At 68.2% G+C, this 24869-nt stretch carries 25 protein-coding genes and 2 tRNA genes; 13 read left to right on the forward strand and 14 right to left on the reverse strand.

The genetic code is table 11. The features are described from left to right. Positions 1-42: 42 nt before the first annotated feature. The 8 genes from DS843_RS04255 to DS843_RS04290 form a co-directional block, all read right to left on the reverse strand. Positions 43-783, reverse strand: coding sequence for a flagellar motor protein MotB (locus DS843_RS04255; RefSeq protein WP_149467647.1), 741 nt, complete (start codon positions 781-783; stop codon positions 43-45). Beyond that, positions 780-1478 (reverse strand): hypothetical protein, encoded by a 699-nt coding sequence (locus DS843_RS04260; protein WP_286191924.1) that lies wholly within the window; start codon positions 1476-1478, stop codon positions 780-782. Before DS843_RS04260 ends, DS843_RS04255 begins: the two co-directional genes overlap by 4 nt. Positions 1479-1482: 4 nt before the next feature. Continuing rightward, positions 1483-2196 (reverse strand): protein phosphatase CheZ, encoded by a 714-nt coding sequence (locus DS843_RS04265; protein ID WP_149467648.1) that lies wholly within the window; start codon positions 2194-2196, stop codon positions 1483-1485. Between the two features lie 413 nt (positions 2197-2609). After that, positions 2610-2948, reverse strand: a complete 339-nt coding sequence (locus tag DS843_RS32015) for a con-10 family general stress protein (protein ID WP_149467649.1) — start codon at positions 2946-2948, stop codon at positions 2610-2612. 201 nt (positions 2949-3149) lie between these two features. After that, entirely contained in the window at positions 3150-4079 is a 930-nt protein-coding gene (locus tag DS843_RS04275) for a MotE family protein (protein ID WP_149467650.1), read from the reverse strand. Continuing rightward, positions 4076-4735 (reverse strand): DUF6468 domain-containing protein, encoded by a 660-nt coding sequence (locus DS843_RS04280; RefSeq protein WP_149467651.1) that lies wholly within the window; start codon positions 4733-4735, stop codon positions 4076-4078. The genes DS843_RS04275 and DS843_RS04280 overlap by 4 nt, the downstream gene beginning before the upstream one ends. Beyond that, positions 4732-5814 (reverse strand): flagellar motor switch protein FliM, encoded by a 1083-nt coding sequence (gene fliM / locus DS843_RS04285; protein WP_149467652.1) that lies wholly within the window; start codon positions 5812-5814, stop codon positions 4732-4734. Before fliM ends, DS843_RS04280 begins: the two co-directional genes overlap by 4 nt. 18 nt (positions 5815-5832) lie before the next feature. After that, positions 5833-6354 carry a flagellar basal body-associated FliL family protein gene (locus tag DS843_RS04290; protein WP_149467653.1) on the reverse strand — a complete coding sequence of 174 codons (522 nt, stop codon included), beginning with the start codon at positions 6352-6354 and terminating at the stop codon, positions 5833-5835. 511 nt (positions 6355-6865) lie between these two features. Between DS843_RS04290 and flgF the strand changes: the two genes are divergently transcribed. From flgF to flgH, 4 genes are read left to right on the forward strand one after another with little or no spacing between them, the layout of a single operon-like run. Continuing rightward, on the forward strand, positions 6866-7588 hold the full coding sequence (gene flgF / locus DS843_RS04295; protein ID WP_149467654.1) for a flagellar basal-body rod protein FlgF: 723 nt from the start codon (positions 6866-6868) through the stop codon (positions 7586-7588). Positions 7589-7613: 25 nt separating this feature from the next. After that, on the forward strand, positions 7614-8399 hold the full coding sequence (flgG, locus tag DS843_RS04300) for a flagellar basal-body rod protein FlgG (RefSeq protein ID WP_149467655.1): 786 nt from the start codon (positions 7614-7616) through the stop codon (positions 8397-8399). A gap of 40 nt (positions 8400-8439) precedes the next feature. After that, complete coding sequence (flgA, locus tag DS843_RS04305; RefSeq protein ID WP_149467656.1) at positions 8440-9231, forward strand: flagellar basal body P-ring formation chaperone FlgA; 792 nt, start codon at positions 8440-8442, stop codon at positions 9229-9231. A 12-nt stretch (positions 9232-9243) separates the two neighbouring features. Further along, positions 9244-10029, forward strand: coding sequence for a flagellar basal body L-ring protein FlgH (gene flgH, locus DS843_RS04310; RefSeq protein WP_286191925.1), 786 nt, complete (start codon positions 9244-9246; stop codon positions 10027-10029). Between the two features lie 664 nt (positions 10030-10693). Here the strand turns inward: flgH and DS843_RS04315 are convergent. Beyond that, positions 10694-11143, reverse strand: coding sequence for a hypothetical protein (locus DS843_RS04315; protein WP_149467657.1), 450 nt, complete (start codon positions 11141-11143; stop codon positions 10694-10696). A gap of 321 nt (positions 11144-11464) precedes the next feature. Next, a complete protein-coding gene (locus DS843_RS04320) occupies positions 11465-12121 on the reverse strand; it encodes a hypothetical protein (RefSeq protein WP_149467658.1) in 657 nt (218 codons plus the stop codon). A gap of 322 nt (positions 12122-12443) precedes the next feature. On the opposite strand from DS843_RS04320, the gene DS843_RS04325 reads away from it, so the two are divergent. Continuing rightward, complete coding sequence (locus tag DS843_RS04325) at positions 12444-15080, forward strand: tetratricopeptide repeat protein (protein WP_149467659.1); 2637 nt, start codon at positions 12444-12446, stop codon at positions 15078-15080. Between the two features lie 63 nt (positions 15081-15143). On the opposite strand, the gene dksA is transcribed toward DS843_RS04325, so the two are convergent. Further along, a complete protein-coding gene (dksA, locus tag DS843_RS04330; protein WP_035675009.1) occupies positions 15144-15563 on the reverse strand; it encodes an RNA polymerase-binding protein DksA in 420 nt (139 codons plus the stop codon). A gap of 210 nt (positions 15564-15773) precedes the next feature. Next, complete coding sequence (locus DS843_RS04335; protein WP_149467660.1) at positions 15774-16190, reverse strand: flagellar assembly protein FliX; 417 nt, start codon at positions 16188-16190, stop codon at positions 15774-15776. A 252-nt stretch (positions 16191-16442) separates the two neighbouring features. Between DS843_RS04335 and DS843_RS04340 the strand changes: the two genes are divergently transcribed. From DS843_RS04340 to DS843_RS04370, 7 genes are all read left to right on the forward strand, one after another. Further along, complete coding sequence (locus DS843_RS04340) at positions 16443-17606, forward strand: flagellar basal body P-ring protein FlgI (protein ID WP_149467661.1); 1164 nt, start codon at positions 16443-16445, stop codon at positions 17604-17606. Next, positions 17606-18013, forward strand: a complete 408-nt coding sequence (locus tag DS843_RS04345; RefSeq protein WP_149467662.1) for a rod-binding protein — start codon at positions 17606-17608, stop codon at positions 18011-18013. Before DS843_RS04340 ends, DS843_RS04345 begins: the two co-directional genes overlap by 1 nt. Next, positions 18006-18521 (forward strand): flagellar basal-body protein, encoded by a 516-nt coding sequence (locus DS843_RS04350; protein WP_149467663.1) that lies wholly within the window; start codon positions 18006-18008, stop codon positions 18519-18521. The genes DS843_RS04345 and DS843_RS04350 overlap by 8 nt, the downstream gene beginning before the upstream one ends. Before the next feature lie 226 nt (positions 18522-18747). Then, positions 18748-20796: a flagellar hook-length control protein FliK gene (locus tag DS843_RS04355; RefSeq protein ID WP_149467664.1), complete on the forward strand. Its 2049-nt coding sequence runs from the start codon at positions 18748-18750 to the stop codon at positions 20794-20796. 40 nt (positions 20797-20836) lie between these two features. Next, positions 20837-21565, forward strand: coding sequence for a flagellar hook assembly protein FlgD (locus DS843_RS04360; RefSeq protein ID WP_149467665.1), 729 nt, complete (start codon positions 20837-20839; stop codon positions 21563-21565). Between the two features lie 179 nt (positions 21566-21744). After that, positions 21745-22089 (forward strand): CtrA inhibitor SciP, encoded by a 345-nt coding sequence (gene sciP, locus DS843_RS04365; RefSeq protein WP_149467666.1) that lies wholly within the window; start codon positions 21745-21747, stop codon positions 22087-22089. Positions 22090-22266: 177 nt separating this feature from the next. Next, positions 22267-22722: a MaoC family dehydratase gene (locus DS843_RS04370; RefSeq protein WP_149467667.1), complete on the forward strand. Its 456-nt coding sequence runs from the start codon at positions 22267-22269 to the stop codon at positions 22720-22722. An 87-nt stretch (positions 22723-22809) separates the two neighbouring features. Here the strand turns inward: DS843_RS04370 and DS843_RS04375 are convergent. Continuing rightward, positions 22810-22885: transfer RNA gene (locus tag DS843_RS04375), tRNA-Lys, on the reverse strand. Positions 22886-22960: 75 nt separating this feature from the next. After that, positions 22961-23036, reverse strand: a tRNA-Lys gene (locus tag DS843_RS04380). 297 nt (positions 23037-23333) lie between these two features. On the opposite strand from DS843_RS04380, the gene DS843_RS04385 reads away from it, so the two are divergent. Further along, the gene (locus DS843_RS04385) at positions 23334-24860 is read left to right on the forward strand and encodes a class I SAM-dependent methyltransferase (protein WP_149467668.1); all 1527 of its coding nucleotides are present in this window, start codon (positions 23334-23336) and stop codon (positions 24858-24860) included. The last annotated feature ends 9 nt before the right edge of the window (positions 24861-24869 follow it).

Here is a 24869-nt window from a genome sequence, read left to right on the forward strand (position 1 = left end):
CGCACAGCCACCGCCGGTATGCCCTGCCCCGCCCCATCCGCGTCATTCCTCCGCTTCCGTTTCGGCCGCCGCCGACCCCGACACGGGCAGCCCGGCCGTTTCCTCGCGGACCACCACATCCACCCGCGCGCCGCCCGGCACCGGGTCGATGCCCGCCGGCTCGCTCATCACGCTGCGCGCCACGAGGTCGCGCTTGTAGCCGGTTTCGCGCAGCAGCGCCGCAACGGCAACCGCACGCGTGAGGGCGCGTTCCCAACCCAACCCCGCGGATTGGTCTTCCCGCTCGGCATGGCCGACGACCTCGATCCGGTTGCCGATCCGCCCCACCGCGGCGCCCAGCAGATACAGCACGCGCCGCCCCTGGTCGGTGAAGCTTCCCCCGGTCGGGTCGAACATCACATGGGCCGGCAGGCCGATGACCACCCGGTCGTCCTCCCGCCGCACTTCCACCGCGGCCAGATCCTCGTTGGCGGCGGTCTGGGTGCGCAGCAGGGCGCCGAGATAGTCCAGATTGATCGCCGATTGCGACTCGATCGTGGCGGCGTTGAAGGCGGCCTTCGGCTCGGGCGACTCCGCCGACGGGGAGGTCGCCGTGGACCGCGCGGAGGACAGGGACTTCACCAGCCCGGTCCAACGCTGCGCCTCCGGCTCGCTCATCGAATACATCAGCACGAAGAAGGCCAGCAGCAGCGACATCAGATCGGTGAAGCTGATGAGCCAGATCGTCCGGTTGTGGCCGCCGCTCACGTCCTCGGCCTTGGGAAGCTTGGGCAGGCGGATCATCGGCGCCCTCCCCCCGGCGGCGGATCGTCGGCGCGCAGGCTGAACAGCAGGCGCACCGCGCCCGGCGCGCCGCGCTCGATGCCCACCGTCACGGCGTCGGACGGCGCGCCGTCGGCGATCAGCAGCCGGGCCAGCGCGCCGGCCCGCACCACGGGGCCGGGCGGCTGGCTGGGGCCGCCCGCCGGACCGCCCGCCGGGCCAATGGACAGGAGCGCGTCCAGCTCGATCCGCTCGCCGGGCCGGTTCTCCAGCAAGGCGTCGGCCACCCGGTCGATCAGCCCCATCCGGTCCGGGCGCAGGTCGGCGGTGCCCGGCAGGAACAGCTCGTCGGCGGGAAGGCGCACCTCCAGCAGGCGGCCCGGCGTGACGCTGTCCACCTTCGCCACGGCGATGGCGGTGGCGAACAGGTTGCCCAGCCCGTTCAGCCGCTGCACGGCGAAGACGGTGCCGGCGCGCGAGGCCAGCGGGTCGGCCGGTTCGCGCAGGCGGGGATCGATGAAGAAGGCGGGGAAGCTGCGCTCCAGCGACACCAGAACCGTGCGCACCCGCTGGGCGGTCTGCACCGATTGGGCGTTCAGAACGATGAAGAAGACGAGCAGCAGCAGAAACAGCGACAGCAGAAGCACGATGCTTCCGTTGTTCGGGTTCGGCCGGCTGCCCGACAGGTCCGGCTTCCTGTGGCCGGGCGCAGCCATGGGATTAATCGAAGCTCGCCAGCAGGCGGTCGATCTCGTCCTGGTCCATGGCGGCGCTGGTCATCTGGGGGCCGTGGAGCAGCCCGGCTTCCGGATCGTCCGCCGGCCGGTCGGTCGCGAAGTTCAGCGCCGGATCGGCGTGGGCCGTGGCTGCGGCGGCAGCGGCGGGCCGTGTGTGGTTCTGCCGCACCTCGTCGCCGAAGGCCGCGACGATCATGTCCACCTTCGATTCGATGTGCTTCAGCGTGCGCACGACCTTGGAGATGCGCTGGCCGGTGATGTCCTGGAAATTGCAGGCCTCGAAGATCTTGGTGACCTGCTCGGTCAGCTTCGCCGAATTCTCCGGGTCGATCCGGCCGGCGATGCCGGTGATGACGTCGCAGGCGTCGAAGATGGCGAAGGTGGCCTGTTCCGTGGCCCCCACGACGGCGTCCAGCTCATCCGTGGCGTTGGGAATGTGCTGGTCGCGGATCTCCGCGGGCTGGAGCGCCGCCAGTTCCTGCTTGGCGCCTTCGATGAAGCGGGCGAGGTCCACCACCTCCTTGTAGAGGCGCAGGTCGGTGGCGGAAATGTCGCCGTCCATGCTGCCGAGGATGGAGCGGACGATGTCCGTCACCTCCTCGCGGCTCAGCGGCTGGGCCGCTTCGGCGTGGGCGGTGTCGAGCTGCTGGCGCAGGAGCTTCTGTTCGGCGAGCGAGGAGGAAACGGGCGGGGCCATGTGCGTTCCGATGTGAGCGTTCCGTGGTCTTGTCCGGCCTGCGTGCGATCGGGTGCGTCGACCGGCCCGGACGCGGACGCCCGATGCTGGGATGCCCCAGAATCGCGCCCTCGCACGGCCGCCGCCGACTCGGAGCCTCGTCAGCCTCATCAAGCCTAGTTTCGGTCGGTTAACACGCCGTTAAGCGGCTGAGATGTCGCAACGCAAAGACGGAACGATACAGCGCGACCGGAAAGAAAGCGGCAGCTTTCACCTGCGCTCGCCAGTGTCGAAATTTGCCGAATGATGCGGCAATTCGTTTCAGGAGGGATCTGCGGAACGGACAAAGGGCCGCCATGACGGCGGCCCTTCTTCACCGTTGCACGGCGTCACCGTGACGGTGGTCCATCATGCCGGCGGCATGGTTCGGCTGGTCAGCTCCCGCTGCTCCGCCCACCGCCATGGCTGTGCTCGCCGCCCTTGCGGCCCGCTTCCGCTGCTCGTTCCGGATCGTTCTTGAAATTGCCGCCGGACTGCTGACCGCCCTTATGGCCGGCTTCCGACGCGCGCTCCGGATCGTTCTTGAAGTTGCCGCCGGACACCTGGCCGCCCTTGTGGCCAGCCTCCGAGGCGCGTTCCGGATCGTTCTTGAAGTTGCCGCCGGACGCCTGACCGCCCTTGTGGCCGGCTTCCGACGCGCGCTCCGGATCGTTCTTGAAGTTGCCGCCGGACGCCTGACCGCCAGAGCTACGGCCCTGATTCTTGTCGTTCATCTTGTCTCCTTCCTTCTTTTTTTCGGGCAATTTTGCGTTGCCCGAACACGCCGGAGCCAACATGAAGCGGAGCCGCCCGTTCCGCGGCTTATACCGTCCTCACAGTATGTGTACGTATATTCGATAGACGCCCGGCAGCGTGCGGTATGACCATCCGCACGGTCATACCCTGCCCGCCGGCGCCGCAGCCAAAGGGCGTAATCAGTTCCTCGGAGCCGCCGGGACCCCGCGCCGTTCGATGAGCGCCGAGGTGAGTTCCTTGGCCTTCAGCGGGTCCATGGCCGCCAGGATCGGTGCCGTCTTGGTTTCCTTCATCCGTTCCACCACCCCCAGCAGGACGGACATGTCCAGCTCCTCGAAGATGCGGGCGGCTTCCTTGGGCTTCATCGTCTCGTAGATCTTCACGAGGCTTTCGAGCTGCGCCGCCTGCTTCTCGTCGCCCTGGCGCATCAGCTTCTGGATGTCGGTGCGGACCTTGTCCATCTCCTGCACCTTCTGGTCGATGCGCTTCTCGGCGGCGGTCAGCAGGGCCTCGCGCTGCTCCAGCTCCTTGGTGCGGCGCTCGATCTCGGCGCGGCGGTCGGCGAAATGCTGAAGCAGCTCCTCGTTCTTCACGGGGCCGAGCGCCGCGTTGTCCGGCGGGGTCGGGTTGGGCGGCGCGCCGTTGCTGGCGCCCCCCTGGGCCGGCGCCGGTTCGGGCGAGGGCTTGGCGCCGTTGGCGGCAAGCTGCATGGGCGGGGCCGGAACGGCGCTTTGCCCCTGCGCCAGGGTCGCCGGGAATTCCGGCAGGCGGGCGTCGCGCGTGGTGATCCGCCACAGGTCGCCGACGCGCACCCCCAGCATCAGCACGGCGACGAAGATGGTCAGCGGCAGGATGCGGAACCGCCACGCCTTCAGCCGCTCGCGCATCCGCTCCGACAGCGGGCGGCGCGGGGTTGCGGGCTTGCGCTTGGCCTTGGCCTTCACCTTGGCCTTGAGCTTCGGCTTCACCGCACCCTGACCCTGCGGCTGGCCGGCGACGCTCTGGCTGGTGCGGACGCCGGTCGGGGTGGCCCCCGCCGGACGGATCACGATCTTGGGTTCCCCGCCGGTTGCGGCGGAGGCGCCCTTGGTGGTGGTGGCGTCGCTCATCCGACCCCCTTGCCGGCGTTCTCGATGGCTTGCAGAAGTTCACGTTCGGCGCGGGACAGGCTTTCGCCCTCGCGCAGGATGGGATCGGGCGCCGGCGCCGGACGGCGCGCCAACGGTTCGGCGCGCAGCGGATCGGCCCGCAACGGCTCGTTCCGGAAGGCGGCGGAGCGCAGCGGCGGCAGGTCGTCGTGATCGTCCTGGTCGTCGTGGTCGTGATCGTCGTGGTCATCGTCATGACCGTGATCGTCCTCGACGATCGGGCGCGGCGCCATGATGGGCCGGGCGGACAGGCCGGGACGCGGCGCCGGCCGCGCGGCGGGGGCCTGCTTCGGACGCTCCCCGCCGACGTTGCCCAGACGGTTCGCCATGGCGTCGGCGGCCTCGATCATGAACTCCAGCTCGTCGCGCAGGGTCTGCGCCTTGGCGACCGTGCGCTGAAGGTCGTCGCCGGTCTCGTGCGCCGTCTTCTTCAGGCTGCGCACGCCGGTTTCGGCACGGGACATCGCCTCGTTCAGGCCACGGACCAGCTCGGCCATCTCGCCGCGGCTTTCCCGCAGCTTGATGATCTGCTTGTTGAGGATGATCGCGTAGGCGATGGTCGCGGCCAAAAGCCCCACCATCACCAGATCGAGGATGAGCGTGAGGGTCGGGCTCATAGCCGCATGACCTCCTGCTTGGGCAGCTCCCGCTCGATCCGCACGGCGATGTGCCCACCCTTGCGGCCCATGCGGCCTTGGAACATGGAGACGTCGCCGCAGCGCAGCTCGATGGCGCCGTCCGGCGTGGCGTTCAGAAGAATTCGTGTGCCGACGCGCCAGTTCAGCACGTCGTGCAGGGTCATCGTCACCTCGTCCAGCACCGCGGAGATGTCCACATCGGTGACCAGCAGTTCCGAGGCGAGGTGGGTTTCCCAGATCGAGTCGCGGCCGAACTTCTCGCCCATGAACATCTGGAGCAGAAGCTCGCGCACCGGCTCCAGCGTGGCGTAGGGGATCATCAGCTCCAGGCGGCCGCCGCGATCCTCCATGTCGATGCGCAGCTTGACCAGCACCGCCGCGTTGGCGGGGCGCGCGATGGTGGCGAAGCGCGGGTTGGTCTCCAGCCGGTCGAAGCGGAAGGTGACGGGCGACAGCGGGTCGAAGGCGGCGGACAGGTCGGACAGCACCACATGGACCATGCGCTCCACGAGGTTGCGCTCGATGGTCGTGTAGGGGCGCCCCTCGATGCGCATCGCCGCCGTGCCGCGCCGCCCGCCCAGCAGCACGTCCACGATGGAGTAGATCAGCGCCGAGTCCACGACCATGAGGCCGTAGTTGTCCCACTCCTCCGCCTTGAAGACGGACAGCATCGCGGGCAGCGGGATGGAGTTCAGATAGTCGCCGAAACGCACCGACGAAATCTGGTCGAGGCTGACCTCGACGTTGTCGGAGGTGAAATTGCGCAAAGACGTGGACATCATGCGGACGAGGCGGTCGAAGACCACCTCCAGCATGGGGAGGCGTTCGTAGTTGACCAGCGCCGAGTTGACGAGCGCCATGATGCCGGAGTTGTCGCCGTCCCCAGCGCCGCCCTGGTCGAAACCGAGCAGGCTGTCGATCTCGTCCTGGTTCAGGACGCGGGTCGAACCGCCGCCGCCCATGTCCGCCATGTCGCCCATATCGCCGCCGTCTTCGGCGAGGGCTGCCCATTCGGCGGCGAGGCGTTCCTCTTCGCTCAGTTCCTCGGTGTTGCTCATGGCCCGTTTCCGCCGCCCCTACTGGACCAGCATTTCCTTGAACAGCACGTCCTTCACCTTCACCGGGTGGGCGGACGCGGTGATCCGCATCAGCAGTTCCTGGCGCAGGCGGTACATGCCCGCCGACCCCTTCAGATCCTCCAGCCGCAGTTCGCGCAGATAGACCTGGAAGTTGTCGATGATGCGCGGCAGCACATGCTCGATCGCCGGTATGTCCTCGCCCTTCGCAAGCTGGATCGAGATCTTGATCTTCAGGAAGGCCGGGCGCTTGCCGCTGCTGTTCAGGTTCACCAGCATGTCCGGCAGGTCGTAGAAGACCGGTGCCGCGTGCGGGTCGGGCTGCGGCGGTTCCGCCGGCACTTCCGCATGCTCCTCCTTCTTGCCCAGCAGCGAATCCAGAAGGCCGCTGAAGTACACGCCCGCCCCGGCGCCGATCAGCAGCACCAATGGGAGGATGACGAACAGGACCAGCTTCTTGCCGCTGAATTTCTTGCGCGGCAGGCCGTCGGTCGGAACGTCGTCTTCAGCGTGCGCGGTCATGGAATCCTAAGCGCGAGCGGTGGCGGAGCGTGGCCTTACCAGCCCAGCAACCCTATCTTTCGGATAGTTAACAAAGTCTTTCAGGTCACTGCCCGGCCTGTGACAGACGTGCAACCGGACGCATCGGCACGGTTCTTGAGTGGGGCTCGGCCGGAGATCCCTGTCCGCCCCCCCTTCCAACCGAGGAGGTCACGCCCGAACCGCGCCCGCAATTCGCCTTTTTCCCGCCATCCGCCAGTTCTCCGCCCTTCCCGTCCCTCCGTGTCGAGCGGATGGGGACCCCTTGACCCGCGCGCCGTCCCGTGGCGCGGGAGCGGAGAGTTTTTGCCCGGCGGCGGGCGGCAGCCCTTTCCGTCCCACCGGCAGTTCTTGCCCGGCAGCCGCGTTCCCGGCGGCAGCGGTGGCCGCCGTTCCCGTACTTGCGGGCCTCCCCATGCGTTGGCACGCGCCGTGCAAAGCCTTGGGCGCCGGTCGGAACGCTCCCCCGGCCCGAGAGGAAAAGAGGCCGCCGATGGAAAATCCGATCTACGTGTCCCTGTCGCGCCAGATGTCCCTGCGCCGCCAGTTGGACGTGATTTCGAACAACATCGCGAACATGAACACCACGGGCTTCAAGCAGCAGCGCATGCTGTTCACGGAGTTTCTGGAGCGTCCGGGCATGCACGAGCAGGTCAGCTTCGTGCAGGACCGCGCCGTGGTGCGCGACCTCGCCGCCGGCGGGCTGACGCAGACCGGCAACCCGCTGGATCTGGCGCTGACCGGCCACGGCTATTTCACGGTCGATACGGCGAACGGCCCCCGCTACACCCGCGCCGGCAATTTCCGCATGAACGACCAGCGCCAGATCGTGGACGGCGGCGGCCTTCCGGTCCTGGGCGACAACGGCCAGCCCCTCGCCCTCCCGAACGGCACGAAGGACGTCATGGTGACCGGCGACGGCACCGTCTCGACCGAGTTGGGTCCGGTGGGGCGGCTGAACATCGTCACCTTCCGGAACGAGCAGTTGATGACCGAGGTCGGCGCCGGCCTGTACGTCAGCGACGAGGAGCCGCAGCCGGCCCCCGCCGACACGAAAGTGGCACAGGGAATGCTAGAGAATTCGAACGTGAAGCCGGTGGTGGAAATGACGACGCTGATCGAGATCCAGCGCCAGTACCAGTCCAACCAGAAGCTGATCGAAAACGAGCACGAACGCATCCGCAGCGCCATCCAGAGACTGGGCCGCTCGGTCTGACCGAACGCAAAGAGGAGTAGGAACCATGCGCAGCCTCGCCATCGGCGCCACCGGCATGATCGCCCAGCAGTTGAACGTCGAGACCATCTCGAACAACATCGCCAACGCCACGACGACCGGCTTCAAGAAGCAGCGGGCCGAGTTCCAGGACCTGCTCTACCAGAATTTCCGGCGCATCGGCTCCACCTCGTCGGACGCCGGCACCATCGTGCCGACCGGCGTGCAGGTGGGTGCCGGCGTGCGCGTCGCCGCGGTCGCCCGCGTGCTGGAGCAGGGCAACCTGACCGTCACCGACAACAAGCTGGACGTCGCCATCAACGGCTCCGGCTACTTCCAGGTGCAGCTCCCCAGCGGCGACACGGCCTACACCCGCGCCGGCAATTTCAAGCTGTCGCCGGAGGGCATCATCGTCACCGCCGACGGCTATCCGGTGCAGCCGGCGATCACCATCCCGGCGGAAGCCGTGGACGTCGCCATCAACGCCTCGGGCGAGGTGCTGGTGAAGCTGGACGGCCAGGTGGCGCAGCAGAACGTCGGCCAGATCCAGCTCTCCACCTTCGCCAACGCGGCGGGGCTGGAGGCCGTCGGCGACAACCTGTTCCTGCAGACCGGCGCGTCGGGCGAGGCGGTCGGCGGCAACCCCGGCGCCCCCGGCTTCGGCCGCGTGGTCCAGGGCGCGCTGGAGACCTCCAACGTCAACATCGTGCAGGAGATCACCACCCTGATCTCCGCCCAGCGCGCCTACGAGATGAATTCCAAGGTCATCAAGACCACCGACGAGATGATGCAGCAGGCCTCGCAGCTCCGCTGATCCAGGCTCCTGAAGCGCATCCCAGGAAGGAACGCCCGCCATGCCCCGCCCCGCCCTCCGCATCCTCGGCACCGCCCTTTTCGCCGCCGCCCTCCTCGGCGGGTCTTCCGCCCTGGCGCAGACCTACGGTGCCCAGACCTACGACGGGCCGGACGCGACGGTTTCCGCGGCGCCCGCCCAGGCGGTGGTGTACGGCCCGGCCCATGTCGAGGCGGTCCTGTCCGACGCGCTGTCCCGCCACGTCACCGTGGGCCGCCTGCAGATGGAGCTGGACAACCGCGCGACGGAGCTGCGCGCCCCGGCGGGCGCCGGCGGCCTGACGGTGGAGAACCTCTACTTCAACCCGGTGCAGGGCCGCTTCGCCGCGGAACTGGTCGTCGCCGACACCCGTCCGACGGTGCGCCTTCCGGTCTCGGGCCGCGCCTACGGCGTGGTTCAGGTGCCGGTCCTGGCGCGGCGCATCGCGCCTGGCGACGTGATCGGCCCGGGCGACGTGGATTGGCAGGACGTGCGCGCCGACCTGACCGGCAGCGACGTCGCCGCCACCGACGCCCAGCTCATCGGCATGACGCCCCGGCGCGGCGTTCCGTTGAACCAGCCCGTACGGCTGCGCGACCTCCAGTCGCCGCGGGTCGTGGACAAGGGCTCGCTGGTCACCATCACGCTGGCCACCGAGAACCTGACCCTGTCGGCCCAGGGCAAGGCCCTGCAGGACGGCGGCAAGGGCGACGTGATCCGCGTCGTCAACACCCAATCGAACCGCATCGTCGAGGCGACGGTCGCCGGCCCCAACACCGTCGCCGTGGCAAAGCCCGGCTTCATCGCGAAGTAAGGAGAAAGCTCCATGGCCACCCACATGATGCCCGCCGCCACGTACACCGTCCGCACGGCCTTCCGCTTCGCGCTGCTCGCCGCCGTCGCCGCCGGCCTTCCCGCCTGCAACGCCATGTCGCGGGTGGGCGACATCGGCTCCGCCCCCGAACTCACCAAGATCAAGGACCCGCAGGCCCAGCCCGGCTACCAGCCCGTCAGCCTGCCGATGCCGACCCCCCTGCCGACGGAGCGCAACCCGAACTCCCTGTGGCGGACCGGCGCCAAGGCCTTCTTCAAGGACCAGCGCGCGGCCAAGGTGGGCGACCTGCTGACCGTGGACATCCAGATCAACGACCAGGCCCAGCTCAACAACCAGACCACCCGGACGCGCGACAACTCCGAAACCGCGGGCATGCCGAGCTTCCTCGGCTTCGAGGGGAAGGCGCTGCAGCGCGCCCTGCCCGACGGGGTGAGCGCCGACAGCCTGATCGACCTGTCCAGCACCACCTCCAACGCCGGCAAGGGCGCCATCAACCGCAAGGAGCAGATCACCCTGAAGGTGGCCGCGCTGGTCACCCAGAGCCTGCCCAATGGCAACATGGTGATCCAGGGCCGGCAGGAGGTCCGCGTGAACTACGAGGTGCGCGACCTCATCATCACCGGCGTGATCCGGCCCGAGGACATCACCGCGCAGAACACCATCAGCTACGAGAAGGTGGCCGAGGCCCGGATTTCCTACGGCGGACGCGGCCAGATCACCGACGTGCAGCAGCCCCGCTACGGCCAGCAGCTCTTCGACATCATCATGCCCTTCTGATGACGGTCGCCTGACCGGGGGACGAGACGGACAAGAGCGTCGGGAGGGCATTTCCTGCCGCCCGGCGCCTTTTGCCGTGCCGTTCCTTGCCCATTCGGAGCTCGTCTTTTCCATGTCCGCGCCGATAGCCATGAGGCGCGCCCCGCGCGCTTAAGCCTACAGGGCGGCGCGCATATGCTTCTGCGGCGCCGGGCACATACAAACCGGCTGCATCAGCATGGTGCATGGGGAGGTACGGCTATCCCCTCCGGCGCAGTCATGACTCGGGGCCAGTTCGCCACTGATCAGCCTCGGACCGGGAACGACCTGAGCGCTGCTTTACCGCTGGCTATGTCAGCCCCATCCTCAAATTCGCGAGAGAGCATAGTAAGAACATCGGAACCGTTCTGCCCTTCTACGCGATTCGGCTGCGGAGCCTCGTGCGTCCGGTGGCGGTGCTGACGGTTGTCTCTGAGGCGTGTCAGCATAAGACCAAGACCGATCCGTTTGCCATGGCTGCCAGCGCCGAGACGGACGCGAACCTGCGCCGACTCGAACCGCTTCTCCGCCGTGCTCAGTGTGGGATGAAGGGATGGGTCTGGTTCGAGATCGAATGGATGCAATAGGCCCGGAAACGCGAAGGGCGCCCGAAGGCGCCCTGGTGACGCGGCGCTGACGGAGCGGGTTAATGTTGAGGTTGGGTCGGCTGTTGAACCTGCGGAGCCGGCACTAGGATTACCTGTGGCGCCTGCTGTTTGGTCGCCGTAATCGAGTTGGCGATGGCGCTTGTGGTCGCGGCCTGTTCCGTGCGCATCGCGCGAAACTCGTCAGCGAGGCGCGGAGCGAGCGCATCGACCTTACTTTGGGTGGAATAGGTCACCGCCCCTAATACTGCTGCACCGATGGCTATGGCTGAAGCCAGAACGCTTGCCGCGATCTTTAAACCGGATACATCCCCCTTTAGCTCGAGAAGCCCTTTCTCAAGCCCAAGAAGCCGGTCATCAACTTTGGTGCGCCATGCGTCGTCCATGCCACCAATATGGCCGCCGCCACCGCCTCGGGCAATAACCTCTTGTGTGACCTCCTCGACAAGCAAGGTCCGGGCCGGATGTGGAGCGACATTGAACCCCGCCATTTCTTATCCGCCTTTCTTCATAAAATGCTCAATAAGCAATTTTGCATGCTGCCTTGAGAAGCCACAATTAAGGCAAATCATTATAATCACAGGGACAGAAGGCCCACCAATTACAATATTACCACCAACATGCCCGAGAGGGATGGATGATGAAAACTGGGCCTCATCATCGGGTATCATCCAATCATTCCTCCCGCAGCTTGGGCAATCGGATTTTGCATTAACAGACGATAAGAAGTTCGTAATGTCGCTTGGTTTCACTGATTACCCCTCCCTCACCTCAACCACGCGGGCTTAGTGGCTTGACCCCGGACCCTACGATTACCGCTTCGCAGGCTTCTTTGATGCCGCGGGGGCGCTTTCCGTCTTGGCCGGTTCAACCTTCGGGGGGAACCGCTTGTCGATGGCCTCGATCTGAAGCGAGATCATCTGGGGCGTGATAGTGACCACCTTCTCCTCACCGTTCTTCGCGAAGAACTTTACGCTGTAGCCTGTGGAGGCGTGGTCGCGGAGGACCTTATCGGGAATGGTCGCCCCGAATGTCTCGTAATGCCCACAGCCAGTGTAGCGCCCGCATGAGCCAACCTCTCGGTTGATACTCACGAACTCAAGCTGGTCCCCGCCTTGCCCGTTCACCCGGCTCCAGAACTTCCATCCACTGCCCTCGTAATAATCGACGACGTAGAGTTGATGGCTGGCCGATCCTGATGCCCGATCCACCCAGCTCCGCAGGTTCGCGGCGTTCACGAGGATACCGTAGGGCTGATAGCCAAGCGATAACCTTGGCCCCTGGAACTTGACCAGCTTCTCGAACGAGTCGTCCTTCACCTCGACGCGAGCGACTTCAGTTGAGGCTATGCCAGCGGTCGTGTTGAAAGGAGCGCTGGCTGGCGGGGCGCACCCGGATACTAAAACGGCAACGACAGTGGCGACCGCAACACCAATTCCCTTCATTCCCCACTCCACATACTCGCGCATGCGCGCATTCTATCGAACACTACCGAGGCGAGTATGCGGAGGAAATCTAAAGAGTTTATGACTTGCGGCAGTCTGGTAAGGTCTCGTGATGTCTCACGGTTTAGCGGAAGCCGCCCGCGCTGTGATCCCGCGCTCTGGTCTGGCTCAGTAGATTCGACGAACCCATGCGCAACCTTCGCCGGGCACGAGGAACGTTGGATGAGGGTGGAGGCCCCTGGCGCCTTTTGCCGCGCCCTCCCTGCCGGGCGCTCGGGTGCCGGTGCCACTCTTCCAGCGCCACTCTTCTGTTGACAAGGCCGTGGGGTTGAAGACCACTGGCATCATGGCAACCATTCAAGAAGCGCTGACCATCGCGCTGGACCATCATCAGGCTGGACGCCCGATGGAGGCGGAGATTCTGTGCCAGCGCATCCTCGACGCCGACCCCGATCAGGCCGCCGCCTGGCATCTGCTCGGTATCCTGCACGCGCAGGACGGGCGCTTCGCCGAGGCCGCAAGCCTGCTCGGCGAGGCGGTGGCGCGGGCGCCGGGGCCGGACGTCCATCTGCATCGCGCCATGGCCCGGCAGGAAGCCGGCGACCTGGACGGCGCGGTCGCCGACTACCGGGAGGCGGCACGGCTGAACCCTGCCCTGGCCGACGCATCTCTCAACGCCGGCATCCTGCTGGAGCGGCTGGGGCGGAGCGGCGACGCTCTGAATGCCTACCGGAACGCCCTGGACGCCACTGGCAACCACGCTGCGGGCAACCACGCTGCGGGCAGCCATGCCCGGGCCGCCAAGAACCTCGGCCGGCTTCTGCTCGCCGGTGGCGACGCGGCGGAAGCCGCGGCTGTCCTGGAGCGCGCGGTCCGTGCCGATCCGACTCTGCTGGAGTCCTGGTATCACCTCGCGGACGCCCGCGCGCGGTCGGGGAATGCCGCTGGAGCCGAAGCGGCACGCCGCCGTGCTCTGGCGCTGGCGCCGGCCTTTTTCGGCATTCTGGCCCGCGCGCCGGACAGCGGGGACGATCCCGACGACGCGGCCCGGCGGCTGGGCTGGGCGATGGCGCTGGAGCCGCACCGGCCCGAGCCGCTGTGCAACCTCGCCGCGACGCGCTTCCGCCAGGGCCGCCTTGCCGAGGCCGACGCGCTCTACACCACCCACCTGGAGCGCGCCCCCACCGACTCCGCGGGCTGGAGCGCGCGCGCGGTCTGCCGGATGGAAGCCGGCGGTACGGAAAAGGCCGACGCGGACGGACGGCGCGCCCTGGCGCTCGATCCCGCGGCGGCGGAAGCGCTGGCCACCCTCTCGGTCCTGCTGAGCCGGCGGGGCGATCCCTTCGCCGCCGGCGCCCTGCACCGCCGGATGCGCCGCCTGACGGACGGCCCCGCCGCCGGGGGCGACGACGATCTGGACGCTCTGGTCCGGGCGACCGGCGACGCCATGCCCTTCCTGGCCGAAGCGTCCTTTCCCGATCGCCGGAACGCGGCGGCGCGGGCGTTCAATCCGCATCTGCGCGTCCGCCACCACGACACCGAGACCCGCGACCGGATCACCGCCTTCTGGTCGGGCGCGCCGCTGAACGCCGGGGCGCGGCTGGCGCTGCGCTCCATGGTGGCGCAAGGGCACCCGGTGCATCTTTTCAGCTACGGGGACCCTGCCCTGCTGGGCCGGGTGCCGGACGGCGTGCGGGTGGAGGACGCCGGGACGGTGGTGCCGCGCCACGTCTACGACCTGTGCGTCCGCAGCGCCGAGGTCCGCTATTTCAGCGACATCTTCCGCTATGCCGCCCTGCACGCCTTCGGCGGCTGGTGGCTGGACACCGACGTCGTCCTGCTGAAGCCCCTGAGCTTCGGTCCCGGTCACCTGTTCTGCTCCCAATGGCACGGGCTGGACGCCGGCCATGCCCTCGTCGGGGACGCGATCCGCGCGCCGCGGGGGTCGGTCCATATGCGCCGCCTGTACGAGGAGTCGATGCGCATCCTGACGAGCGGCAGCGACCGGCGGTTCGGAGCGGTCGGCCCGCTGCTGCTCAGCCGCTATCTGCTGACTGGGCCGGGCCGGGAGCTTCTGGACCGCGTGCTGCCGCCCACGGTCTTCAACGCCGTCGACTGGACGGAGCATTCCTGGCTGGCCGAGACCGGCGGACGGGCGCTGGCGCTGCTGTCGGACGAGCGGGTCGCCGGGGTGCATTTGTGGAACGGCATGTGGGGTCCCGGCGGTCCGCCGGTGGAGGACGCCGACGCGGAGTCGGTGCTGGGCCGGCTGGCCGCCCTGCACGATCCGGAAGGCGGACTGTCGGCCCTCGCCGTCCGTTTCCATTCCGACAAGGGTCCCCGCCTGGGCGCCGAGCATCTGGGGCATCACTACACGCGGGTCTACGACGCGCTGTTCGCGCCGCGGCGGTTCGAGGCGTTGCGCATTCTGGAGATCGGCCTGTGCCGCGGCCGGGTCGAGGGCTGGCGGCAGGACGATGTGCCGAGCCTGCGCATGTGGGAGCGCTACTTCCCCAACGCTTCCGTCATCGGCGCGGACATCGAGGATTTCTCGGCCTTCGACGGCGGGCGGGTCGAGACGCGGCGCGTCGATCAGGGCGACCCCGACGCGCTGCGGCGCCTTGCCGAGAAGGACGGCCCGTTCGACATCGTCATCGACGATGGGTCCCACGCCTCGCGCCACCAGCAGATGACGCTGGCCGCCCTGTTCGGACGGCTGCGCCCCGGTGGGCTCTACATCATCGAGGATCTGAACTGGCAGCCGCCGGATATCGAACGCCCGGAGGACCGCCCCACGCTGGATGTCCTGCGCGGGTTCATGGACGATGGCCGATTCGACAGCCCGCACATCGGGGCGGAGGACCGCCGCGCCCTCGAGTCGGCGATCGGGCGCGTGGAGCTGTACGACAGCGTCAGCGAACTGGTCGGGTCGGAGCGCATGGCCGGGCTGGCGGTGATCCACCGCCGCGACGCCGGCTCCTGACGGGCGAAAGCCCCCACCGGGATCGGAGGGGGCTTGTCCGGTACGCGGAAGGGGCCCGCCGTATCAGTCGTCGCGCTGGGTGCGCTCCATGCGCTCGTGCCGTTCCTGGGCTTCCAGGCTCAGCGTCGCGATGGGGCGGGCGTCGAGGCGGCGGACGGAGATGGGCTCCCCCGTTTCCTCGCAATAGCCGTAGGAGCCGTCCTGCAACCGCTCCAGCGCCGCGTCGATCTTGGAGATCAGCTTGCGCTCGCGGTCGCGGGTGCGGAGTTCCAGCGCCCGGTCGGTCTCCGCCGACGCGCGGTCGGCGATGTCCGGTTCCTGGATGCCGCCTTCCTGAAGGCTGCTCAGGGTCTCGCTGGATTCGGCCAGCAGCTCCGCGCGCCAGCGCAGAAGCTTCTGGCGGAAATATTCCCGCATGACGGGATTCATGAACTCCTCGTCTTCCGACGGGGTGTAGTTCTTAGGCAGAAGCGGAGACGACATCCGAGAGCATCCAACGCAAAAGGGTGATCCGGGCGGCGCGGAGTATAGGTAGGCGCAACAGCAACCGCAACCCCGCGCTTTGCCTATCGAAGCGCGAACAAGCCCTTGGAGAAGCAAAGTTTTGTGAAACGCCCGGCCATGGCCGGATGGCCGATGCCGAAAAGCCGGTCCTATGGCCCGGGGAACGGGCGGCGAGGCCGGAAAGGAGGGTCAGGGGGTCAGCTTCGCCAGCTCGACCTGGGCGCGCAGGTCGATCTGGTCCAGGATGTCGGCCAGACGCGGGTCGTCCACATGGACTCGGCGCGACTGCACCACCTTCACGAGGTCCATCAGCTTCTGCGCCGGAAGCGTGCCGGCCAGCAGCCCGTGCTGGATCTCCTCCAGCTTGTCGAGCATCTCTTCGGCGCGCATCTTCCCGCGGGACGCGCGGGCCGTGGCGTCGTCCACCTCCTGCAACGCCAGCACACTGGCGATGCCGGCCAGCGGTGCCGCGGCATGGACGCCCTGCGCGTTGTTGGTCTCGCCGACGAGCTGCTTGGAAAAGGACGCACCGGACGAGCCTTCGGCCTTCCCCGTGCGCCGGACCGAGCTGCTGCCGCGAAGATTTCCGGGGCCTTCGACTTTCATGTTCCGTGCAACCGGTTTCGGAAAAGCGCGACACTCTAGATGGAAGCACCTTAACATCTGGTCAAGGCTTGCCGCAATCGGGCAAAAATTGCCCCGTTTGCGTGACATAAAGCGGTCGGACGCGGTGCCAATTTCCGGCCTTCTTCATCCGCGCGGCCATTTCCGCTTGCCGTTCCTGCCCGTCGCCTGCCGCCAGCCGCTCTGGCACGCCGTTTGTATAGGAAGGGACAGCCGTCCAGGAGTGTCCCCGCCATGACCGCCACCACGCTGCATCCCGCCGTCCTGCCCCGCGCCGCCGCTCTGCTCCGCGCGGTCGCGATGCTGGCCGCCCTTGCCGCCGCGCTGCTCGCGCTGTCGATGCCGGCATCGGCCTCGTCGGCGCGGATCAAGGACGTGGTGGATGTGGAGGGCGTGCGCGACAACATGCTGATCGGCTACGGCCTCGTGGTCGGCCTGAACGGGACGGGCGACAGCCTGAACAACTCGCCCTTCACCGAGCAGAGCCTCGTCGGCATGCTGGAGCGGATGGGCGTCAACACGCGCGGCACCAACCTGCGCACCAAGAACGTCGCGGCGGTGATGGTGACGGCGACCCTGCCGCCCTACTCCGCCCAGGGCACGCGCATCGACGCCACCGTGTCGGCGATGGGCGATTCGAAGAGCCTGCTGGGCGGCACGCTGCTGGTCACCCCGCTGCTGGGCGCCGACGGCGAGGTCTATGCCGTGGCCCAGGGGCCGATCGCGGTGTCGGGCTTTTCCGCCCAGGGCCAGGGCGCCAGCGTGACGCGCGGTGTTCCCACCTCCGGCCGCATCTCCTCCGGCGCCATCGTGGAGCGCGAGATCCAGTTCACGCTGGCCGAGCTGCCGGTGCTGCGCCTGTCGCTGCGCAACCCGGACTTCACCACGGCCCAGCGGGTGGCGACGGCCATCAACATCCAGCTTCGCGGCAACCGGGCGCAGGCCACCGATCCGGCTTCGGTCCTGCTGAGCGTTCCGGAGGCGCGGCGCGGCGACATCGTCGGCCTGATCACCGAGATCGAGCAGTTGCGCGTCACCCCCGATCAGGTCGCCCGCGTGGTCGTGGACGAAAAGTCCGGCGTGATCGTGATGGGCGAGAACGTCCGCATCTCCACCGTCGCCATCGCCCAGGGCAACCTGACGATCCGCGTCACCGAGACGCCGCAGGTCAGCCAGCCCGGCCCCTTCAGCCAGGGCCAGACCGCAGTGGTGCCGCGCACCGACATCCAGGTGGACGACCAGTCCAACAACCGCCTCGCCGTGATGAATTCCGGGGTGACGCTCCAGGAGTTGGTACAATCCTTGAATGCGCTCGGCGTGGGTCCGCGGGACATGATCGCCATCCTCCAATCGATCAAGGCCGCCGGAGCCCTGCAAGCGGAGATCGAGGTGATCTGATGGATACGGCGCTTTCCCTTCCCGGCCTTCCGCCCCCGCGCCTGCCGTCCGCCGCCGAGCGCGCCCAGGCCAACGCCCAGCCCGGCGCCCAGGCGAGCTTCCGGACGGCGCTGCGGACCGATCTGGCCGATCCCAAGACGGCGGAAAGCCGGGTGGACCCGGCCATCCGCGCCAAGCTCCGCCAGTCCGCCAACGAGTTCGAGAGCGTCTTCGTCTCCCAGATGCTGGGGCACATGTTCGACGGGATCGAGGTGGACGAGACCTTCGGCGGCGGCCATGGCGAGGAGATGTTCCGCTCCATGCTCACCAACGAATACGGCAAGCAGATGTCCCGCAGCGGCGGGTTCGGCATCGCCGATCAGGTTTACCGCGAGCTTCTGCGCGCACAGGAGGGCAATCATGGATAAGGTCGACGTCCGCTTCCCGCAGCCGTCCAAGGCTCCCACCGCCAACCTGCCCAAGAACGCCGAGGAGCGCGCCCTGGCGCTGGTCGAGCTGATGGGCCGGCTGAGCGCCCATCTGGTCCGCGAGACGGAGGCGGTGATGCGCCATTGCTCCAGCGCCGAGCTGGCCCGGCTGGCGCGCGAGAAGCAGCCGATGATGCTGGTCTACGAGGAGGTGTCGCGCCTGCTGCGCGTGGACCGCGAGGGCATGACCGCCCTGCCGGACGAGACCAAGGCCCAGCTCCGCGAGGCCACGCGCGCGCTCTACGAGGCGTCCGCCGCCAACGCCGACGCGCTGCGCCGGAACAGCGCGGCGCAGAAGATCCTGGTGGACACGGTGGTCGGCGCCATCAACCGCGCCCGGCAGGTTACCACCGTCGCCTATGGCACCGCCCCCGTTCCGCCACGCGCGACCTACATCGCGCCGTCCCACGGGCCGGCCACCTCCGCCACGCTGAACACCCGGCTCTGACGCCTCCGCGGGCGTCATTGGAGTTCGCAGCAAGGGCCGTCCGACCGGGCGGCCCTTCGGCGTTGCCGGGTCCGGCAAGAAGCGCCGGGCACCCGGCGGAAATTGCCGCCCGGCGGACGGAACTGCCGGGCATGGGATGGCGGGTGGACATGCCGGCGCCGGTCTCGAACTGGCCCATTAGTTGCTTCCGGATGGGTGCATCTGTCCGCTTCGGGGAATCCGTTCCATGGCCATCCAAACGAACATCGCGCCGTCCGCGTTCGAAAGCCTGGTCAGGGGCCAGACCTCCCCCGGCCAGAGCACGGCCCCGCGAAGCGACAAGTTCGCCTCCATGGTGGACCGGCTGATCAGCGAGGCCGCCACCCGCAAGCGCGATCAGGCCCAGACGGAGGCCGCGGCGCTGGAGCGGCGCAACGCCGCGGCGGACGCCGCCGATCAAGCCGCCGCAAACCGGACCGCTGATCGCAAGGCCGCGGAGCGCAACCCGCCACCCCGCCCCGAACCCATCCGCGCAGAGCCGGCCAAGCCGCGCCAATCCTCCGAAGCCGCCCCCCAGAGCACCGCCCCCCAGAGCACCGCCAAACGCGCCGCCGAGCACGCCGCCGAACGCAGGGACGCCCGCGCGTCCGACGCGGCCAAGGCCGGCGAGGACGCACACGCGGCACGCACCGAACGGCGGGAGGCCGCCGCAAACCACGCCGCATCGAAGGACGCGAAGGCTGCCAGCGCCAAGGCCGCGCAGGAAGACGCTGCCGCCCAGCCGACGGCCGCCGATGCCACCAGCCGGCGCGACACGGGGGAGGAGCTTCCACCGGAGCAAACCGGCGGTGCGACGGGCGAAGGAACCGCTCAGGATGGTACCGGCAGTCAAACCGCGGAGGACGGGAGCCGCGAGGCGGTGATCCTCGACCTGACCGTCACCGTGACCGAGACTACCCTGGAGTTGGTCACCGCCGACCAATCCACCACCCTGACCGACGTGGAGGCCGCTCTGTCGCTGGCCATCGCACCGGCGGCCATCGCACCGGCGGCCATCGGCACGCCGGATGGTGGCGCCGACAAGAGCGATGACGCCGCCGCCGTCGGCGCGAGCGGCGCGAGCGACGCGACGGCCCCGGTCGAGGCTACGCCGCCGGATGGTGCGGACGCTCCCTCGGCCGCCGAAGCCGACTTGGCCGCCAAAGCCGGCTTGGCCGCCGCCCTGGCATCCGCCGCCCCTCATCAGGACGGAAAGGCCAAGGCCGCCTCCGATGAATCGGTGAAGACCGCGGCCACAACCAAGCCGGTTCAGGAATTGCCCCCGACGATGGGCGATGCCGTGCCGGCGCCGCCCCTCCCGGCGGACGGCCCGCACGCTCAAGAGCCGGCGCCCCACGCCGAGGCCAAGGACGCTGCCGCCAAGGACAAGCCGGTGAAGACCGCCGACGCGCTGGCCTCCGGCGCCCTCCCCTTCGCCGACGTGCCGAACGACGACAGCGCGCCGCTGCCGCAGAACCTGACGGACCTCGCCGCGGCCAAGGCCAAGGGCGCAAACCGGACCGGGGCGGATGGCGACGCCGGGGCCAGCGCGGGCGGCCGCGGCAACCAGGACTCCAACGGCAACGCCGCCACGATGCAGCCCCCGGCCCCGCAGGCACCGGTTGCCGACCCGGCAAAGCCTGCCGGGCAAAGCGCGTTCCTGAGCGCCGCCGCCACGGAAGCCGCGCCGCTTCCGGACAACGCCGCCCACCCCTCCGCTTCCACCCCCACCCACCCGGTCTTCGCCGGGATCGAGGGTGTACGGGCAACGGGCGGCGTCGAGGCCGGGATGACTACCGCCCAGCTTCGCCCCTCCCGCGGGTCCGCCGGACTCCCGATGGGCGTGCAGGAGCAGGTGGCCGTCCATATCAGCCGGAACGTGTCGGACGGCAACGACCAGTTCACCATCAACCTGCGCCCCGCCGAACTCGGGCGCATCGACATCAAGCTGGAGTTCGGCCAGGACGGGCGGGTCACCGCGTCGGTCGCCGTGGAAAAGGCCCAGACCCTCGAACTTCTCCAGCGCGACAGCCGCAATCTGGAACGTGCCTTGCAAGACGCCGGACTGAAGGCGGACGGAAACAGCCTCAACTTCAGTCTGCGCGGCGAAGGCGGCCAGTCGTTCCAGGACTCGGGACGGCAGGGCGGCTCGGGCCGCCGAGGCCGAGGCCTCGGTGGCGGAACGGGCGAGGTGGAGGAAGCGCAGGCCGCCTACACGCTGACGCTGGCCCCAGGCCGCGTCGACATCCAAGCCTGATTCAGACCAGCCGCAGCCATTCCAGCGAAGGACGACGACCATGGCCACCACCAACACCGACTACGGCAGCAGCTGGAACCTGAACCAGACGAAGACGAAGACGGACACCACTGCGAAGACCACCAAGACCGCCGACGAGCAGAAGCTCGACACCGCGGTGAAGGGGCTCGGTGACAATTTCGAGCATTTCCTGAAGCTGCTGACCACGCAGATGCAGAACCAGGACCCGCTGAAGCCCATGGACACGAACGACATGACCAAGCAGTTGGTCGATTTCGCGAACGTGGAGCAGAACATCGGGACCAACAGCCGCCTGGACAAGCTTCTGAAGCTGCAGAACGCCTCCACCAACTCGACCAACCTCGCCTATCTGGGCCGAACGGTCACCTTCGAGGGCGACAGCTTCGATTACACCCAGGGCATGACGGCGGCCCCGCTGGCCTATGAGTTGGAGAAGTCCGCCAAGTCGGTGCGTGTGGACATCCTGGACAGCAAGAACCGCGTCGTCCGGTCGATGACCGGCGAAACCACCGCCGGCACCAAGCATGTCGTGAACTGGGACTTCAAGGACGACGGCGGCAACGCCGTCCAGCCGGGCCAGTACCGCCTGAACATCGCCCCGGCGTCCGAGAAGAAGGACGACATCATCAAGGCGACCCCCTTCACCTTCGGCACGGTCAACGGCATCGGCTCCAACAAGGAGGGCGAAACGGTGGTCAGCGTGGGCACCGTCGAAGTTCCGCTCTCCAAACTCACCAAGGTCTACTGACGCCGCCGACACCATCGCGGGCGCACATCGAAGGCATGGCGCACGGGTCCCGACGGGCCGGTGCGCCATGCCTTTTATGCTTAAAACATTAACCCTATCGTTTAGGCTTTTGTTAAGCGGAGAAGGGGTAGGTTACCACCAAATCGTGGAATACACTGCTGATGGTGGAGCGTCCGCGCATGTCATCTCGCGAGCTTGAATTGAGCGACGATGGCTCCAGTGGAGCGTCGGTCATCGGTCCAGCAGGACGGCCGATGACGGAAAATGATCTTCCCCCTCCGGACACCAAGCGCTGGGTCATGCGGCGCAAGGCGGAGGTCGTGGCCGGCGTGCGCTCGGGGCTGATCAGCCTTGAGGAAGCGTGCCGCCGCTACACCCTGTCCGTGGAAGAGTTCCTGTCCTGGCAGCGGCTGATCGACAGCCATGGCATGCGGGGCCTGCGCGCCACGCGGCTGCAGGATTACCGCGGGAACCAGCCGCCGCCGTCCGTGCGCGGCCGCATGGCCAGCACCGCCGCCGAGTAGGCGTTTTCCCGTTCGCCGTCCGACCGGAACAGACCGCCGCAGGCACGCCCTGCGGCGCCGTTGTTTTGGCTCCCGCCCGCTTTGCAATTTTTACGTGGCAGGTATCGCTTTCGTTCCTGCCCGCCAAAGGTTAACCCAGGGGCGACAGGGAAACCCAGCCACGGGAGACGACGGCCGATGCGCTATCTCGACGATCTGACTCCCGGCGACCGGTTCACCGGCGGCCCCGTGACCGTGACGGAGGAGGACGTCGTCGCCTTCGCGCGCCAGTTCGACCCGCAGCCTTTTCATCTCGACCCGGAAGCGGCGAAGGACAGCCTGTTCGGCGGGCTGGCGGCCAGCGGCTGGCACACCGCCGGGCTGACCATGCGGATGATCGTCACGGGCGACGGCGCCCTGGCCGGCGGCTTCGTCGGGATGGGGGTGGAGGACATCCGCTGGCCCAAACCCACCCGCCCCGGCGACACGCTACGCATCGAAAGCGAAATCCTGGAGGTCCGGGCGTCGGCCAAGCGCCCCGGGAGCGGGATCGCCCGCGTGCGCACCACCACCTTCAATCAGAACGGCGAGACGGTGCAGCAGATGACCGCCAACCTGCTCGTCCCCCGCCGCCCCGGAGCCGATCCGGACTGATCCCCCGAATGCACAAAGCCGAACGCACAAAGGGCCGCCCGAGGGCAGCCTTTTTGTGTGCATCGATTTGTTACCGCTAGGAGGGAATGGTGGGCGCACAAGGACTCGAACCTTGGACCCGCTGATTAAGAGTCAGCTGCTCTACCAACTGAGCTATGCGCCCATTCCCATCGGGACACCGAAGCACCCGGCGGCGTGAGAGGGGCCTGGGAGCGGTCCCTTTCGATCCGGAAAGTGATGGTGGGCGCACAAGGACTCGAACCTTGGACCCGCTGATTAAGAGTCAGCTGCTCTACCAACTGAGCTATGCGCCCATCACTTCGCGTTCACACCGGCACCGGAGCCATCGTCTCTGCGTCAGGGAGCGCCTGACCGTATCGACTAGGGTTCCTGTCCGGCCAAGCCGTCGTCCCGGCCGGTGTGGCGCGGTTTATAACGAAGGGTCCGGGGCTTGTCGATACCAAAATGGATAGGGCCGCATTTTTTTGCACTGCTCGTTCCGGCTCCGCATCCACCCTTCCAATGGGCCTTCCTGACCGCCTTCTTTGACAGGCTCCCAAGGCCGGCGCTATCACCCTTCCTCAGCGGCGGACGGCGGAGGAGCGGGGATCATGCAGGGCTGGACCGAGGGGTATGTGGGCGGGATCGGCTACATCCAGGCTTTTTACCGGGAATTGTCACCGGCCCTGCTGTCCTTTGCGCTGACCCTGCGGGGCTGGCGCTCTCCGGTGGAGCTTTCCGGGTCCTTCGCCTGCGCGGAGATCGGCTGCGGCCATGGGGTGAGCAGCGCCGTGCTGGCCGGCTGCCATCCGGACGCAAGGTTCGAGGCGGTGGACTTCAACCCCGGCCACATCGCCGGTGCCCAGCGTCTGGCCGCCGAGGCCGGGCTGACCAACGCCGCCTTCCTGGAGGAAAGCTTCGCCGACTACGCCCGCCGCGAGTCCAAGGACCTGGACATCGTGACGCTGCACGGCGTCTGGTCCTGGGTCAGTGCGGAGAACCGGGCGATCCTGGTGGACGTCCTGAAGCGGCGGCTGAAGCCCGGCGGGCTGGTCTTCGTCAGCTACAACGCCCTGCCCGGCACGCTCGCCTACATGCCGCTGCGCCGCGTCCTGGTGGAGCATTGCGCCGACCGCACCGGCCCCCTGCCGGAGCGGATCGAGGAGGCCGTGGCCTTCGCCAGCCGCCTGACCGCCCTCAACGCCGGCTGGTTCGCCCAGGCCGACGCGCTGCCGGGGCGCCTGGATTCGCTGAAGCGCAAGTCGCCCAACTACATCGCCCACGAGTATCTGAATCGCGACTGGACCGCCTTCTACCACGCCGACGTGGCGCGGGAACTGGCCGCCGCCAAGCTGGACTTCGCCGGCCCCGCCGTCCCGATGGAGCAGATGGACGAGCTGTCCCTGCCGCCGGACGCCATGCCCCTGCTGGCCGAGGCGCGCGACCCGGCCTATCGCGAAACCCTGCGCGATCTGCTGACCAACCGCGCCTTCCGCCGCGACCTGTTCGTGAAGGGAGCGGAGCGGCTGACCGCGGCGGAGCGGCGGGAGCGGCTGCGCGCCACCCGCTTCGCCCTTCTGGTGCCGCCGGACGATCTGCCGGAGGTGGTTCTTGCGCCGGTCGGGCGCGTTCCCCTGCCGGCGGATCTGCATGGCCCGCTGGCCGAGGCGCTGGCCGCCGGCACGCCCACCCTGGCCGAACTGGCCGCCCTCCCCGCCCTGAAATCGCATGGGGAGGAGGCGGTGCTGCGCGCGCTGATGATCCTGACCAGTCTGGCGCTGGTCTCCCCCGCCCTGCCCGAGGCCTGTCACGCGGCGCGCGCGCTCCAGGCCGACCGCTTCAACGCCGCCGTTCTGGAGCGCAACCGGCGCAGCGACGCGCTGGACACGCTGGCTTCCCCCCTTCTCGGCTCCGGCGTGGCGGTGTCGCGGTTGGAGGCGCTGTTCCTCCTGGCCGGGCGCACCGGCGCCGACCCCGCGGCCACCGCCTGGGAGGCTCTGTCGGCGGACGGCCTCGCCCTGTCGCGCGACGGCGAACGTCTCGACGGCGACGAGGCGAATCTTGCGGAGCTGCGCGCCCGCTTCGACCGCTTCACCCGCCTGCGGTTGCCGACGCTGAACCGCCTCGGCGTGGTCTGACGGGAAACC

Origin of the sequence: Roseomonas genomospecies 6 (genome assembly GCF_008365375.1) — a bacterium.
Lineage (GTDB): Bacteria > Pseudomonadota > Alphaproteobacteria > Azospirillales > Azospirillaceae > Azospirillum.

Coding starts and splice junctions, on each gene's coding strand:
- DS843_RS04255 (WP_149467647.1), bottom strand. CDS start 783: ATGATCCGCCTGCCCAAGCTTCCCAAGGCCGAGGACGTGAGCGGCGGC.
- DS843_RS04260 (WP_286191924.1), bottom strand. CDS start 1,478: ATGGCTGCGCCCGGCCACAGGAAGCCGGACCTGTCGGGCAGCCGGCCG.
- DS843_RS04265 (WP_149467648.1), bottom strand. CDS start 2,196: ATGGCCCCGCCCGTTTCCTCCTCGCTCGCCGAACAGAAGCTCCTGCGC.
- DS843_RS32015 (WP_149467649.1), bottom strand. CDS start 2,948: ATGAACGACAAGAATCAGGGCCGTAGCTCTGGCGGTCAGGCGTCCGGC.
- DS843_RS04275 (WP_149467650.1), bottom strand. CDS start 4,079: ATGAGCGACGCCACCACCACCAAGGGCGCCTCCGCCGCAACCGGCGGG.
- DS843_RS04280 (WP_149467651.1), bottom strand. CDS start 4,735: ATGAGCCCGACCCTCACGCTCATCCTCGATCTGGTGATGGTGGGGCTT.
- fliM (WP_149467652.1), bottom strand. CDS start 5,814: ATGAGCAACACCGAGGAACTGAGCGAAGAGGAACGCCTCGCCGCCGAA.
- DS843_RS04290 (WP_149467653.1), bottom strand. CDS start 6,354: ATGACCGCGCACGCTGAAGACGACGTTCCGACCGACGGCCTGCCGCGC.
- flgF (WP_149467654.1), top strand. CDS start 6,866: ATGGAAAATCCGATCTACGTGTCCCTGTCGCGCCAGATGTCCCTGCGC.
- flgG (WP_149467655.1), top strand. CDS start 7,614: ATGCGCAGCCTCGCCATCGGCGCCACCGGCATGATCGCCCAGCAGTTG.
- flgA (WP_149467656.1), top strand. CDS start 8,440: ATGCCCCGCCCCGCCCTCCGCATCCTCGGCACCGCCCTTTTCGCCGCC.
- flgH (WP_286191925.1), top strand. CDS start 9,244: ATGGCCACCCACATGATGCCCGCCGCCACGTACACCGTCCGCACGGCC.
- DS843_RS04315 (WP_149467657.1), bottom strand. CDS start 11,143: ATGGCGGGGTTCAATGTCGCTCCACATCCGGCCCGGACCTTGCTTGTC.
- DS843_RS04320 (WP_149467658.1), bottom strand. CDS start 12,121: ATGCGCGAGTATGTGGAGTGGGGAATGAAGGGAATTGGTGTTGCGGTC.
- DS843_RS04325 (WP_149467659.1), top strand. CDS start 12,444: ATGGCAACCATTCAAGAAGCGCTGACCATCGCGCTGGACCATCATCAG.
- dksA (WP_035675009.1), bottom strand. CDS start 15,563: ATGTCGTCTCCGCTTCTGCCTAAGAACTACACCCCGTCGGAAGACGAG.
- DS843_RS04335 (WP_149467660.1), bottom strand. CDS start 16,190: ATGAAAGTCGAAGGCCCCGGAAATCTTCGCGGCAGCAGCTCGGTCCGG.
- DS843_RS04340 (WP_149467661.1), top strand. CDS start 16,443: ATGACCGCCACCACGCTGCATCCCGCCGTCCTGCCCCGCGCCGCCGCT.
- DS843_RS04345 (WP_149467662.1), top strand. CDS start 17,606: ATGGATACGGCGCTTTCCCTTCCCGGCCTTCCGCCCCCGCGCCTGCCG.
- DS843_RS04350 (WP_149467663.1), top strand. CDS start 18,006: ATGGATAAGGTCGACGTCCGCTTCCCGCAGCCGTCCAAGGCTCCCACC.
- DS843_RS04355 (WP_149467664.1), top strand. CDS start 18,748: ATGGCCATCCAAACGAACATCGCGCCGTCCGCGTTCGAAAGCCTGGTC.
- DS843_RS04360 (WP_149467665.1), top strand. CDS start 20,837: ATGGCCACCACCAACACCGACTACGGCAGCAGCTGGAACCTGAACCAG.
- sciP (WP_149467666.1), top strand. CDS start 21,745: ATGTCATCTCGCGAGCTTGAATTGAGCGACGATGGCTCCAGTGGAGCG.
- DS843_RS04370 (WP_149467667.1), top strand. CDS start 22,267: ATGCGCTATCTCGACGATCTGACTCCCGGCGACCGGTTCACCGGCGGC.
- DS843_RS04385 (WP_149467668.1), top strand. CDS start 23,334: ATGCAGGGCTGGACCGAGGGGTATGTGGGCGGGATCGGCTACATCCAG.